The sequence below is a fragment of the Sphaerothrix gracilis Ecp01 genome, from assembly GCF_030405905.1.
Classification (GTDB): Bacteria; Cyanobacteriota; Cyanobacteriia; order Phormidesmidales; family Phormidesmidaceae; genus Sphaerothrix; species Sphaerothrix gracilis.
The window spans coordinates 243,394-256,518 of sequence record NZ_JASATW010000002.1 but is presented as its reverse complement, the minus strand read 5'-3'; the positions used below and the strand labels follow the sequence as shown (position 1 = coordinate 256,518).

The following is a 13,125-nucleotide window of genomic DNA, read 5'->3' as shown; positions in this document are numbered from 1 at the left end:
GGATGGCCCGACAGGTTATTACAGATCATTGCGATCGCTATAGCTTAGTGCCGCACTCCGGGCAGAAGCGATTGGTCGATGGGTTTTTAGCGTTGCAGTTTGAGCAGTACACCAGCTCAATAGCTTGGTCTAGCTTAGAAGCTGACTGGAGGCCAATCATCTGAGCGTTATTTTTACCCGGCGCAATCATTGGATAGCAGTTTTCGTCCTTGCGCACACGCACATCCATCAGAACAGGGCCGTCTGCCGCCAGCATCTCGACCACGCTCTCTTTGAGCTGATCCCGCTGTCGCACGACCATGCCCTTAACGCCAAAGGCTTGGGCTAGTAGCTCAAAGTCCGGCATCCCTATCTCCATATTTGAGGAAGAATAGCGCTCCCCAAAAAAGGCTTGCTGCCACTGCCGCACCATGCCCTGCCAGCCGTTATTGATGATCACGGTTTTAACCGCAATGCCGTATTGGGCTAGCGTTCCTAGTTCCTGAAGATTCATTTGGAAACTAGCATCGCCGCTAATACAGATAACAGGTTCATCCGGCAGCGCCACCTTCACTCCCATAGCCGCCGGTAAACCATAGCCCATTGTGCCCAGTCCGGCGCTGGAAATCCAGCGGCGTGGGCCGTTTTTCAGGAACTGAGCTGACCACATCTGGTGCTGACCCACATCGGTGGTGTAGTAAGCCTGAGGTGCCTGCTGGCTCAGCTCTACAATGACTTCCTGCGGCGAAATCATATCTGGGTAGGTCGGCACCACCAGAGGATGCTCCTGCCGCCAGCGGTTGACCCGGTTGCGCCAAGCCTGAGTTTGCTGGGAATTTCCTGGGGTTCCCTCGGTTTCTATGCGCTGCAGCAGATCTTGCAGAACCCGGCGGACATCGCCCACAATCGGCACCTGGGGAGCTCGATTTTTGCCGACCTCAGCCGGATCGATATCAATATGAATGACCTTAGCGCGGGAGGCAAATTCATCTAGTTTGCCGGTAACGCGATCGTCAAAACGGGCACCTACGGCAATCAGTAAATCGCATTCGCTCACGGCGAAATTGGCGTAGGCCGTCCCATGCATCCCCAACATGCCCACCGAAAGGGGATGGTGCTCGTCAAAAGCCCCCTTGCCCATCAGCGTCGTCGTAACGGGAATATGAAAATGCTCGGCTAGAGCCTTGATTTCGCCGTGGGCACCAGAGGTAATAGCGCCGCCACCTACGTAGAGTAGGGGACGTTCTGCCTGCTTAAGCAGCTCAATGGCGTGATTGAGCTGGCGCGGATTGCCCTTGATGGTAGGTTTGTAGCCGGGCAGCTTGATCGAACGCGGCTCAACTGGAATGTAATCAAATTCTTCAACACCCACGTCTTTAGGCACGTCAATCAGGACGGGGCCGGGGCGTCCGGTCTGGGCAATGTAGAAAGCCTCTGCCACAACCTTAGCCATTTCCTGCGGGTCGCGAACCACATAGGAGTGCTTAACGATGGGCAAAGTAATGCCAAAAATATCTGTCTCCTGGAAGGCGTCGCTGCCAATTGCTCCCCGCGGAACCTGACCCGTAATCACCACCATTGGAATTGAATCCATCTGAGCGGTGGCAATGCCGGTGACTAGATTAGTGGCCCCAGGCCCGGAAGTGGCAAAGCAGATGCCGACTTTGCCTGTGGCTCTGGCATACCCGTCTGCGGCATGAGAAGCTCCCTGCTCGTGGCGCACCAGAATATGCTTCACCTGCCCGGCGGCCTCAGCTTCATAGAGGGCATCATAGATTGGCAGAATTGCCCCGCCAGGGTAGCCAAAAATATGCTCTACACCGTGTCGAACCAGACTGTCAATGAGGGCAAATGCACCCGTTACCCGTTTGGGTGCAACTTTTTGCTGAACTTGCGCAGGAGACATCATTTCACTGTTGCCGAACTCTTAAGGGATAGCTTTCAACTGTACTACTTAAACCAGAACGAATATCTGAAGGTCAGATATTCATTAGCTCTTATCCTATCTTTTTGCCTGAGCTTCTGCAGACAGCCTTGGCATAATTTCTCAGAGCTAGGCAGTCGGCTCTAGCTGGCGCAAGCGGCTACAAGGCTACTCTGCAGGAAAGAACCCCTTCCCCCTCGGCAAGCTGCAAAATGTTAGCAATCCTACAAAATTTGAAGTTTAGTAATGGCGATCGCCCCCTTTTCCTGGCCTAATGACTATGCCGCTGCAGGAGCTGAGTCAGGAAAGTTGCGGCTGTCGCAGTCGATCGCTGCTCTATCCCCAAATTATCTGACTCAGTTTGCCAGCCAGTGACCTGGCTGGGCGATCGCCAAAGCTGATGGTGGCTCACAGACGGATCGGCATAGAAACTGCGGCTCCCTTTTCCTAATAAAGCAGAACTCCAGTGGGTGAAATAGTCATGACTGAGCCGATAGACCGGAAATTCAGCGGCTAGAGCAACGCCCCAGCCATCTACCGCAATCACGGCCTCAACCCTGCCGCCCCGGTGATAGTGCCAGGCCAAGGCTGCTCCCATAGCGGCGACTACGCCAGCGCTAAAGCCTAAAAAGATTAGGTTTGCTTGGTGAGGCTGTCGAATCTGCTGTTGCAAAAACTGCAGTGTAAAAAAAGGAGAAAAAGACCAAATCCCGACTTGGGGACACAAAAGTATCTGGAGTGGTAGAGGCGGCAGGAAAGCGTCAATTTCAGTCAGCAAGCTTCGCGTTAGGTCAGAAGAATGTATTCCTGGGCAAATAATTAAGTAGTTTTGAGAAGCGTTTGACGATGCTGACATGTTTTCTGCAACTGATAGCTGAAGTGGGGGCATTACTGATTACATTCCATAGCTTTTGAGACAGTAAGACTGCGCTTAAATTTAAGGCATGAAAAGCTGAAAAATTGATTGGGAAAAACCAAACCAATCAGCAAAACTTGAAAAGTTATAAGAATTTGTCAAAGCAAATATTAGCTATCCCAACTAGCTCAGGCAGGTAGGTTTCTTTTCAGGACTGTTTCATTCCCTAAAACAACCCTGGGTTTCTGTTTGCCTTCCTATAACTAATTTAAGTGCTTTTCGTTGAGGGCGCTTGATATACGGTATTTTTAGACTATTCCAACAAGTCTCCGTGGAGAAAAGGTTTTGCAGCAGCGAGTATCTACTGGCATTGTAGGGTTAGACGAAGTTCTTCACGGCGGCTTGATTACAAACAGGGCCTATCTACTTCGTGGCGGCCCTGGAACTGGCAAGACAACGGTAGGTATTCACTTTTTAGCCGAAGGGGCTACTAGGCAGGAAAAAGTACTCTTTATCACTCTCAGTGAATCTGAGCTGCAAATCCGCCAAAATGCCGACTATCTGGGGATAGATTTAACCGGAATTGAGTTTTTAGATCTCAGCCCGACACCAGACTTTTTTGCAGAGTCGCAGTCCTACGATATTTTCTCTCCAGCCGATGTCGAGCGGGAACCGACCACGCAAAAAATTATAGAATGTATTGAATCTCTTCAACCTTCCCGCATCTTTTTAGATTCGATCACCCAGTTCCGCTATCTATCAACTGACGAATTTCAGTTTCATAAGCAAGCGCTTTCCTTTATTCGCTATCTCACTCAAAACGATGCCACGGTTCTATTTACTTCGGAAGGGAGTCAAAGTGCCCCGGATGACGATCTCAAGTTTATGAGTGATGGCGTTTTAAGCCTTAGCTATGAACACGATGAGCGTCTGCTAGCGGTTACTAAATTTCGCGGTTCTGATTTTGCGGATGGCAAACATTCCTTGCGATTGACCTCTAGCGGCATGGCCGTTTTTCCGCAACTGCGTCCGGTGACGTTTCAGCGTAAGTTTCAGCCCGATGTCATTTCCTCCGGCGTTCCTGAACTGGATGAACTAATGCATGGAGGTATTGAACGAGGAGCGATTACGATCATAACGGGGCCAACCGGAGTTGGCAAAACTACTCTGGGCCTGCAGTTTATGAAGGAAGCGGCAGGTCGAGGAGAACGCTCAGTTGTCTATACGTTTGAAGAAGCGACAGAAACCATTCTGCACCGCTGCGAGAGCGTCAATATTCCGGTGCGGGCCATGCTAAATCGGGGCACTTTGTCGATTGTGGAAATTGAGGCACTGCTTTATTCCCCTGACGAGTTTGCTCAGCTCGTGCGGCGGGAAGTGGAACAGTATCAAACGCGAATTGTGATGATTGATAGCCTATCAGGCTATGAGCTTTCTATTCGCAGTGGCAGCATTGTGCGGCATGTTCATGCTTTGTGCAGGTATTTGCAAAATATGGGGGTGGCAGCTTTGCTGGTCAATGAGGTAGAGGATATTATGGGCGGGACTTTCCGGGCCACCAATATGGGTGTTAGCTACCTAGCGGACAACATTGTTTTTCTGCGTCACTTAGAAATAAAAGGCGAATTGCGCAAAGCGATTGGTGTACTGAAAAAGCGGCTCTCAGGTTTTGAGCGAACGCTACGAGAGGTCGAAATTACGCGATACGGGATCAAGGTAGGAGCCCCGCTGAGCACGCTGCGGAATATCCTAAGCGGCGCGCCGGACTGGATTGATGGCCCTAATTCACGCTAGTGGTGCCCTAAGAAATTGCTTGTAATCTTAAGTCTGGCCTGCAACTCTCGCAATCAAAATCTGCTAGCAGATTTTTTAAGGCCTTTTGGCTACTACCTGCTAACAGTTCAGACCTATGCGGCTTTTGAATCGGCTTTAGATCACGCTCAGACAGTTCATTTTGCGCTAATTGATATTTCCGGATTCGACCAGCAGGTCTGGCGCTATTGCGATCGCCTTCAAGTCTGCCATGTCCCTTTCTTCGTGCTTGTTCCTCAATTTGGTTCAAAGCTCAATCATCTAAGTCTTTTACATGGCGCTAGCGCCTGCTTGGGGAAGCCCCTCAACCGCCAGAATCTAATTCAACTCATTCAGCACTATTGCCTACCCGAACAATGAGCCGTTTGCTGCTGTTGCTTCAACAGAAAGAAAATCGCCGTCTGCTCTCCCAGTGGTTATCGGAGCATTATCAGCTAGTAGCCCCTCAGATAGACGCTGGCTTAGAAACCCTCGAAACTCTATCGGCTGAAGACTTTGAGCTCTGTATTTTAGACGGAGCCGCTTTCAGCCAGCTACAACCCTGGCTGAAAAAGCAGCGAAAAATGACTGAACCTATCTTTTGGCCCTGCGTACTGCTGACGGCTCGTTCCGAGGTGAGTTTGGCGACGCGGCAGCTTTGGCGCAGCGTAGACGACTTGGTTACGACACCGCTGGAGAAGATAGAGTTGCAGGCTCGTTTAGAGGTGCTGTTGCGAGCAAGACGGCTCTCGCAACAGCTACACCAGGCCAATTTGGAACTGCAGCAGGCTGATAAGATGAAGTCTCGCTTTGTCTCTATCCTGGCGCATGAATTTCGCAATCCGCTGAATATAGTCTCTGGCTTTGTCCAGCTGCTAGAGCGCAGTCAAAACGATCCTGATAAGCAGGCGTTTATGCTGCAGCGGATTCGCAGATCCATTAGCAAACTGAATGAACTGGTAGAGGGGGCTTTGGTTTACAGCCGGGCTGATGTCGGCAAGCTAAAGTTTGAACCCTGCCTGTGTAACCTAGCTGAGTTTTGTCAGCAGCTCATCGCTGACTTTCGGCTGAGCTGCGCAACTCCACCTCACATTGCTTTAGATCTCCCGGCAGCTGCCCCGCTGATTTCTCTAGACACGACGCTGCTGCATCATATTTTGTCTAATTTGCTTTCCAATGCTGTGAAATATTCCGCGCCCAACGGCCTCATCCGCCTGGTTGTTCGCACCCAAGCGCAGCAGGTTGTATTTGAAGTTCATGATCAGGGCATTGGCATTCCCTTAGAGGATCAGCCTCAGCTGTTTGAATCCTTCCACCGGGCTAGTAACGTAGGAGAAATTGCTGGAACTGGACTGGGACTGAGCATTGTCAAGCAGTGCGTCGAGTGCCACAGCGGTCAAATCACCTTTACCAGTCAGCCCGGCGTCGGTACTGTCTTTCATGTGTCTTTACCAATTACGCCTTGAACCGGTTGACCGCCGAGGGAAACTGCACTCTTCTCGTTCGGTTCTACTCATACCTTAATCTCTGTCTTGCCGGTAGGCTTTTAGATATGAGCCGGATCGCTGAAATGCAGAAGCGCTTTCACGACACCTATCGTTAGGTATTCGGCCACAACTGCAGCGCAGCAGGGAGAGAACTTGTGAGCTACCGCTTTTTTTCAACTTTGAGTGAGCTAGTGGCGCTGGATGAACCAGCCCTACCAGCGGCAATGGCACCTACCCAAAGCCAGTCAGCTCACCCAGATACAGCGGAAAATACAGGTGTTCGCCGTTCAGCCGCATCGACACATCAGTCAGGACTGCAGGCCGAAGCTGAATGGCAGGGAGCGATCGCGGCGCTCAATCAGCTTTTGCAAGCGATCGTAACTGATGCGGCAGCTAGCCCCGTGGCGGAGGCCGATGGCAGTCCGCCTTTGGAAGGGCTTGTTCTTTCCGGACCTCTACCTGTGATTAACCAGCCTGGGTTAATGCCGCAGTTTTCCACCTGGATTTTCAACTCCCAGCTACTGGAAGAGACAGTGCTGCCGCCGCAGCTCATGCCTGCTGATCTCAGTCAGTTGCCTACAGCCCATACGTCTCAGATGTTGCCGCTGGTGCCAGGCGATCCGCTGGGACAAGAGCGATTTTGTCTGGTGTTGACGGCTCACTTTTGCCTAATCTTGGTGCTGGGACAAGATGCTGCTGGTGCACCCAAGTTTCGCTTTTCTTTTACGCCGGAAATTATAGAGCAGGCCTATCAGCTCCTGCGATCGCGGGTACTGTTAGTTCAGCCTCATTGCCTAGAGCGGCTGAAAGCCTTAGCAGAAAAGTTTCCGGTGGTCGAACCGAGCTATCAAACCGTAACCCGCTTTAGCCGCTATCTGCTAGCGCATCAGTCGGCGGCACGCTTGACGACACTGCCCCAGCCGACTGCCACAGTCAGCCCGGACCTCAATGGTCATGTGGCTCCTCGTGATAATTCTGTGACTGCCCTGGCACACAAGCTCTCTGCCGCGTCAATTCCGCTGCGGTTTGTTACGGCCCCTGCTGCTAGACCAGAGATTTCTCACCCCTCTCTCAGCCCGGATGCCGAACTGCTACAGGCAATGGCCCATGAGATTCGGACGCCACTGACGACGATCCGGACTTTAGTGCGATCGCTTTTACGTCGCCCCGACTTAGAGGCTAATGTTTCTAAACGGCTGCGATCGATCGATCGCGAGTGTACGCAGCAGATCGATCGCTTCAACCTCATTTTTAAGGCCGTCGAGCTGGAAACCGAAGCGAGCAGTCAGCCCAAGTCGCCGCTCACGCCCATTGCCCTGTCTCAAATCTTTCAAGAATCTATTCCCAACTGGCAGCAACAGGCCAGCCGCCGCAACCTAACGCTAGAAGTCTTGCTGCCACCTAAACTGCCAATGGTCGCTAGCGATCCAACGATGCTGAAGCAGGTCTTAACCGGGCTGGTAGAGCGATTTACTAACAGTTTGCCCTGCGACAGTCACCTACAGCTATGCGTCATGCTGGCAGGTCATCAGCTCAAGCTGCAGTTTCAGTCTAGTGAGCAGACTAATCCTGGAGCTGAAGCCTGCACCCATCAGTCTCACGGATCAGCCTCGCCGCTGAAGTCGATTGGCCAGCTCCTGATGTTTCAGCCGGAAACAGGCGGCCTAACATTAAACCTAGATGTGACTAAGAACCTGTTTCAGGCTCTCGGAGGCAAGCTGATTGTCCGCCAGCGACCCCAGCAGGGGGAAGTTGTGACAGTGTTTTTGCCTTTAGAAAATCAGGTAAAAGCTTAAGCAGCGTTGTTTATTCGTAAAAAGGAGTAGCAAATATTCCTTACGAACTAGCGGCTGTTTGACGGATAGGAATTTCGATTACAAACTCTGCACCCTGCTGCGTTTCCGGATTTAGCGTTAGCTGCCCTCCATGTCGCTCAACAATAATCTGGTAGCAGAGGGCTAAGCCCATTCCTGTGCCTTTGCCAATCGGCTTAGTGGTAAAGAAGGGATTGAACAAATCTGAGCAAATTGACTGCGGCACGCCGGGGCCGTTGTCTGTAATGCGGATAGTCACTCGATTGGCAGCCGTTTGCTCGGTGCGAATACGAATCTGTCCGGCTTTTTGCTGACAATAGGGCAGCCCATTGCTTTCATTCGCCTCCTCAAGCGCGTCAATAGCGTTTGCCAAAATGTTCATAAAAACCTGATTGAGCTGGCCGGCATAGCATTCGATCGCCGGGAGATTGCCATAGTCGCAAATAACCGCAATTTCGCTGCGATCAGCCTGGGCCTTGAGGCGGTGGGCCAAAAGCATCAGGGTGCTGTCAATGCCTGCATGAATATCGACTTCTTTCTTATCGGCTTCATCCATGCGCGAAAAAGTGCGCAGAGAAAGCACAATCTGCCGAATGCGCTCAGCACCCACCGCAATAGAATCTAGAAGCTGAGGCAAATCCTGAATCAGAAAATCTAGCTCGATGGCATCCGCTTTTTGCTGAAATCGCCGATTCTCGGCGTTAGGAGGCTGTGCCCGATAAAGCGTGACCAGCTCTAGCAGATCTTGAACATACTGCTTGGCATAGTCAATGTTGCCGTAGATGAAACTGACCGGATTGTTGATTTCATGCGCGACCCCAGCAACTAACTGCCCCAAAGAAGACATTTTTTCGCTCTGGATCATTTGTGACTGCGCTTGCTGAAGTTTCACCAAAGTGTTTTGCAACACCTGTGCCTGCTGCCTAAACTGAGCCTCTGACTGGCGCAGCGTATCTTCAGCTTGCTTTCGCTCAGTCACATCCATGGCAATGCCAACGGTCCCAATCACGGCTGCTTCATCATCGAAAATGGGAGTCTTGATAGTTTCTATCCAGCGGATTGACCCGTCAGCGGTCTCTAACTTTTCTTCAACTCGCTTTTGCTGACGGGACTGCATCACAGCCTGATCGTCTTGGCGATATTGCTGAGCCAGCTTGAGTGGCCACACGTCTAAATCTGTTTGATTGACCAGCTCGGCAGTGCTGCTTCTGTTGCAGGCCAGACTAAAGGGCTTGTTGACAGCAATGAAGCGACTTTCGGCATCCTTCAGCCAGGCAATGTGAGGAATGTTGTCCAGCAGTGAGGATAGCTGCAGCTGCTGCCGTTTAAGCGCTTCTTCAGTCAGTTTGTGCTCAGTGATATCGTTTTGGATGCCGACAAAGTGGGTCAGAGTGCCTTTGTCATCGAAAATGGGCGAAATTGTCAGCTCATTCCAAAAGAGCGTGCCGTCTTGGCGGTAGTTGCGCAACAGTACGGTGCAGCTTGTGGCAGCCTGAATCGCGAGGCGTAGCTGTTGTAGCCCAGGTTGGTTGGAGTCTTCCCCTTGCAAAAAGCGACAGTTGCGCCCCAGTGTAGCTGCTTCAGAATAGCCCGTCTGCTGCACGAAGGCAGGATTGGCGTAGATAATTGGCATCTCCGGCTGACGGGCATCGCTGATGACAATAGCGTTGCTACTGGCCTTAACGGCCTGCTGCCAGAGCTGGAGCTTGGCTTCAAACTGCTTGCGATCGCTAATGTCAGACAGATAGGCATACCAAAGGATATCGCCATTGGGCTGTTTTTCCGGTCGGGCAACGCCTCTAATCCATTTTTGCTTTCCCTCAGCATCAGCAATGCACCATTCATGCTCCCAGTTCTGGTTAACCGCTGCCGCCTGCTGTAAGGTTTGTTCTAGCGTGGGCTGGTCAGTGCCAAAGAAGCGGTTTAGCACTGTCGCATCTGTCAATAATGTCACTGGTCCGATGCCAAGAAGACTTTGAATACCGGATGAAACATAAGAAAATACGAGTTGGCCTGCACTGTTCAGCCGTAGTTCGCAGAGAACACCGGGTAGATTATCGGCTAAGTTAAACAAGCGATCGCGGCTGTGTCGTAGATCTTGAGTTCGTTCCGCAACTTTGACTTCGAGCCTTTCATTGAGCTTTTGCAGAGACTCCTGGGTCTGCTGCTGCCGAATACGTCCTCCCAAGCTACCGATGGCTGCTTTTAAGAGAGCTTTTTCACCCTCTGACCAGATGTGCTCTTGGCGGCAAGCATCAAACCCCACAAAGCCCCAAAATTCATGGTTGGCCCGAATGGGCATGACTAAAATAGAGCGAATTTGCTGGGCTTCAAGCACCATCCTCTCAGAAGCGGGAAAAGCTTCAACCAAGCCCTCTATGGAGTCACCCTGGGATAAAACCCGATACCAGCGCGGAAAAAGATCTTGATAGGAAAGATTTTGCAGCGCAGGGTTATCAATCTCAGGCACAATGCCGGGAGCAACCCATTCCCAGCGCTGGCTCGCGACGGGAGCTGCCGTTGCCGGATCGGTATGATTCTCAAAAATATAAATTCGATCGACGTTGACGGCCTCTCCCAAAATGCTTAGGGCACGGTCAATAGCCTGGGAGTAATTATCCTCAGTGAGCAAGAGATGGCTAGTGGTTGCCAGGGCTTCTAACAGGCGATCGCTATCACCCCTTGAATGCTGACATGGACTATGGGGATGCAGCGAAGAAGCCATAGGCAAACGTTGAACATCTAGTCAACAGTTAAAATCTTCAGAGACGTCAGCAGACAGCCTTAAAACTCGGAAGCAACATCTGTGCGATTCGTCACCTGAAATTAGAGTGCCCTGTTTGACAGATTTTTGTATTGCTCTTTAGGCGGAAAGATCACGCTAGATTGTTCAAGATTCGGTGCTTCTAGCATTGCGAATGCGATAGCCAACAGCGGCAGCGATCGCTATTACCGCCAAATAAGGACTGTAGGCCAACAGCCATAATCCCATCTGCATTAGGCCGACCGTGAAACTACTGACTGAACGGGTAGCGGTTCGCCAGGTAGTTTCCAGTTTTTCCGGCAGGGGACGCGCGGTGGGCGGGGTTGGCACAGCCTCAATGAGACTCAAATCGATCACCGAGTAGGCAACGCGGCCCTGAAAAGCTTTTTGCTGGGCCTCTATTTGCTCAATCGACTGCCGCACAGTACTCAGCTCGCGGGAAACTTCTAATACCTCCGCAATAGAGCCGGTGCGATCCATAATTTCTAGCAAAGCAGCTTCAGACTGGCGCAGATTACGCAGCCGCGCCTGTAGGTCTACAAGCTGATTGGAAACGTCTTCAGCAGCGATCGCCTGAGATTCCACTGTACCAAGTTCTTTCAGCGCGCTCAGCGTAGCCTCTAAATTTGCCTGGGGTACTCGTAGCTGAATTGAAATTTGACGGCGATGGCCCAAACTATGCGACGGCTGATCCTGCAGCGAGAGCAAATCACCCTGCTGGGCTTGTAGTATCTGCGATACCTGTTCAGCCACGGCCTCGGTTGAATCTACCGTCAGCGATAGGCTGGCTCGCTTGGCTAACTGGGGTGGGGCGGTGGGCGCGGCGGTGGTATCTGCCAGCAAAGCAGCAGAGCCTTCGGCGGGAGCAGCTTCTTGGGCCATTGGGGCGTCAGCCGCGATTTCTTCCGCTGCCCTTTCACTCGTCAGCTCAGCAGAGCCGCAGCTCGCCAACACTAAAAGGCTCAAGACAGGAATAATCAGACGGGTGGGTCGAGATAGCAATAACGGCATAAGCTTAGGGAAATTCGATACCCACAGTCTGGCAGCCCGGCCAAAGTTTCTCCCCGAAGTTGCAAAATCTGCAACCAGCTTTTCACCGCGATCGCGCCTGCCTACTTAACTGACTTGTACTCGCTAGGGCGTTTACTAAAGTTGTTTATGTCACTACCGACTGAGACGCAGCAGGACCGTCAGCCGCAATCTGTCCCTCTGTGGATAACAGTGACCGTTTAAGCAGGACAATCAATGGCAAAATGTTAGCCGACGCTCTACTGAACTGAAGTGATGACCACACAGATGACATTGAACTTAGGCGAAGGCTCAGTTCGGTTTAATTTTTCGCCAGAGGCGGCTCAAAAGCTGCAGGCTGCTTTGGGGGAGTTGATGACGAGTCTGAAGGCGATCGCGACGACCCAGGCCAGCGCAGGCAAAAAAACACAGCCAGAAAAAACCCTGGAGTATCAGCATACCGGCGAGGTCTTTTTAGAGGTTTTCTGCAATCCTAATATTTGGCCAACTCCCTTTGCGGCTAAGCTGCTGCTCACCATTCGAGATGACCGGATTCGCCTGACTACCGAAGCCGAGCTGACTCGCATTCTCGAAGATCTCAACCAGTATCTTGAGCAAACAGCCTGATGCTAAGCAACTCCGAAAGAAGCACTATACAATCAAGGCAACGGTTCACTATTTGCTCAATCCCGATTTTTAGCTCAATGCCGGACTTGGGCATCTAGAGACGTTGTTGTTTTGTCATATCTAAACTTTTATGAACTCTGATAGCTTTACCGAACTGTTGCAAAAAGGCTTTCGCATTGCCCTGGGAGCCACTGCAACGCTAGTTGAGGCCGTCCAAGATCCGGCCAAGCAAAGCGAGAAATTTTCTGAGATCAATGGTGACTGGAATCGCCTCAGCGAAGATTTAGAAAGTAAAGGCACGGTGGCTGAGCAGGAAGCCCGCAGGCTGGTTGATAGCATGATGACTCAGATGCCTGGCTCATTTAATCAGGGTGCTCCTACCGCCAGCAGTTCTGCTCCTGCCAATCCGGTCAACATGCCAACGGTGGAGGGCGGATTGCAGCTAGAGATTGAAGCTTTGACCCAGGAGCTAGAGCAGGTACGGCGCGATATTGAACAGCTACAGCGACCAGCGGATAGCTAGGCTATGCACGCCCTGTCAATTCCTACTTGGATGGTTCACATTTCTAGCGTGATTGAGTGGATCGCGGCCATTTGGTTTGTTTGGCGCTATGCCGAGGTTAGCGATCGCCCGGCCTGGCGCTACTTAGCCTTTGCTATGCTGCCTGCTCTGATCAGCGCCATGTGCGCCTGCACCTGGCACTTTTTTGACAATGCTGTTGCTCTAGACTGGCTAGTGGTGCTGCAGGCAGCCATGACCGTAGTGGGCAATACGGCCTTTTGCGCCGCTGCCTGGTGGATTTGGCGCAGCGCTAAGACGCAGCCGGAATCAATCAGCGAGAAGTCTTAGCTGTAGATCCGCCTAATGCTATGTA

Annotated in this window: 11 protein-coding genes; 7 read left to right on the top strand and 4 right to left on the bottom strand. The window is 51.6% G+C overall.

The features are described from left to right. Positions 1-37: 37 nt before the first annotated feature. Positions 38-1,885 carry a biosynthetic-type acetolactate synthase large subunit gene (gene ilvB, locus QJQ48_RS03010; RefSeq protein ID WP_428843016.1) on the bottom strand — a complete coding sequence of 616 codons (1,848 nt, stop codon included), beginning with the start codon at positions 1,883-1,885 and terminating at the stop codon, positions 38-40. Between the two features lie 289 nt (positions 1,886-2,174). Then, entirely contained in the window at positions 2,175-2,681 is a 507-nt protein-coding gene (locus QJQ48_RS03005; RefSeq protein WP_346289701.1) for a hypothetical protein, read from the bottom strand. Between the two features lie 423 nt (positions 2,682-3,104). On the opposite strand from QJQ48_RS03005, the gene QJQ48_RS03000 reads away from it, so the two are divergent. From QJQ48_RS03000 to QJQ48_RS02985, 4 genes are all read left to right on the top strand, one after another. After that, the gene (locus tag QJQ48_RS03000; protein ID WP_346289700.1) at positions 3,105-4,553 is read left to right on the top strand and encodes an ATPase domain-containing protein; all 1,449 of its coding nucleotides are present in this window, start codon (positions 3,105-3,107) and stop codon (positions 4,551-4,553) included. Positions 4,554-4,568: 15 nt separating this feature from the next. Continuing rightward, complete coding sequence (locus tag QJQ48_RS02995) at positions 4,569-4,931, top strand: PleD family two-component system response regulator (protein ID WP_346289699.1); 363 nt, start codon at positions 4,569-4,571, stop codon at positions 4,929-4,931. After that, complete coding sequence (locus QJQ48_RS02990) at positions 4,913-6,016, top strand: hybrid sensor histidine kinase/response regulator (RefSeq protein WP_346289698.1); 1,104 nt, start codon at positions 4,913-4,915, stop codon at positions 6,014-6,016. The genes QJQ48_RS02995 and QJQ48_RS02990 overlap by 19 nt, the downstream gene beginning before the upstream one ends. Positions 6,017-6,192: 176 nt before the next feature. Next, positions 6,193-7,833 (top strand): sensor histidine kinase, encoded by a 1,641-nt coding sequence (locus tag QJQ48_RS02985; RefSeq protein ID WP_346289697.1) that lies wholly within the window; start codon positions 6,193-6,195, stop codon positions 7,831-7,833. Between the two features lie 40 nt (positions 7,834-7,873). Here the strand turns inward: QJQ48_RS02985 and QJQ48_RS02980 are convergent, their stop codons facing one another. Next, on the bottom strand, positions 7,874-10,576 hold the full coding sequence (locus QJQ48_RS02980) for a PAS domain S-box protein (RefSeq protein ID WP_346289696.1): 2,703 nt from the start codon (positions 10,574-10,576) through the stop codon (positions 7,874-7,876). Positions 10,577-10,741: 165 nt separating this feature from the next. Next, entirely contained in the window at positions 10,742-11,626 is an 885-nt protein-coding gene (locus QJQ48_RS02975) for a DUF4349 domain-containing protein (RefSeq protein ID WP_346289695.1), read from the bottom strand. Between the two features lie 270 nt (positions 11,627-11,896). Between QJQ48_RS02975 and QJQ48_RS02970 the strand changes: the two genes are divergently transcribed. The 3 genes from QJQ48_RS02970 to QJQ48_RS02960 all read left to right on the top strand — a co-directional run bounded on the left by QJQ48_RS02970 (position 11,897) and on the right by QJQ48_RS02960 (position 13,100). Beyond that, positions 11,897-12,250, top strand: a complete 354-nt coding sequence (locus tag QJQ48_RS02970; protein ID WP_428843015.1) for a hypothetical protein — start codon at positions 11,897-11,899, stop codon at positions 12,248-12,250. A 130-nt stretch (positions 12,251-12,380) separates the two neighbouring features. After that, positions 12,381-12,773: a hypothetical protein gene (locus tag QJQ48_RS02965; RefSeq protein ID WP_346289693.1), complete on the top strand. Its 393-nt coding sequence runs from the start codon at positions 12,381-12,383 to the stop codon at positions 12,771-12,773. A gap of 3 nt (positions 12,774-12,776) precedes the next feature. After that, positions 12,777-13,100 carry a DUF2499 domain-containing protein gene (locus tag QJQ48_RS02960; protein ID WP_346289692.1) on the top strand — a complete coding sequence of 108 codons (324 nt, stop codon included), beginning with the start codon at positions 12,777-12,779 and terminating at the stop codon, positions 13,098-13,100. Positions 13,101-13,125: the final 25 nt, after the last annotated feature.

Bases quoted from the DNA above. Each gene is read 5' to 3' on its own strand.
- QJQ48_RS02980 (WP_346289696.1), bottom strand. From the start codon at position 10,576: ATGGCTTCTTCGCTGCATCCCCATAGTCCATGTCAGCATTCAAGGGGT.
- QJQ48_RS02960 (WP_346289692.1), top strand. From the start codon at position 12,777: ATGCACGCCCTGTCAATTCCTACTTGGATGGTTCACATTTCTAGCGTG.
- QJQ48_RS02965 (WP_346289693.1), top strand. From the start codon at position 12,381: ATGAACTCTGATAGCTTTACCGAACTGTTGCAAAAAGGCTTTCGCATT.
- ilvB (WP_428843016.1), bottom strand. From the start codon at position 1,885: ATGTCTCCTGCGCAAGTTCAGCAAAAAGTTGCACCCAAACGGGTAACG.
- QJQ48_RS02975 (WP_346289695.1), bottom strand. From the start codon at position 11,626: ATGCCGTTATTGCTATCTCGACCCACCCGTCTGATTATTCCTGTCTTG.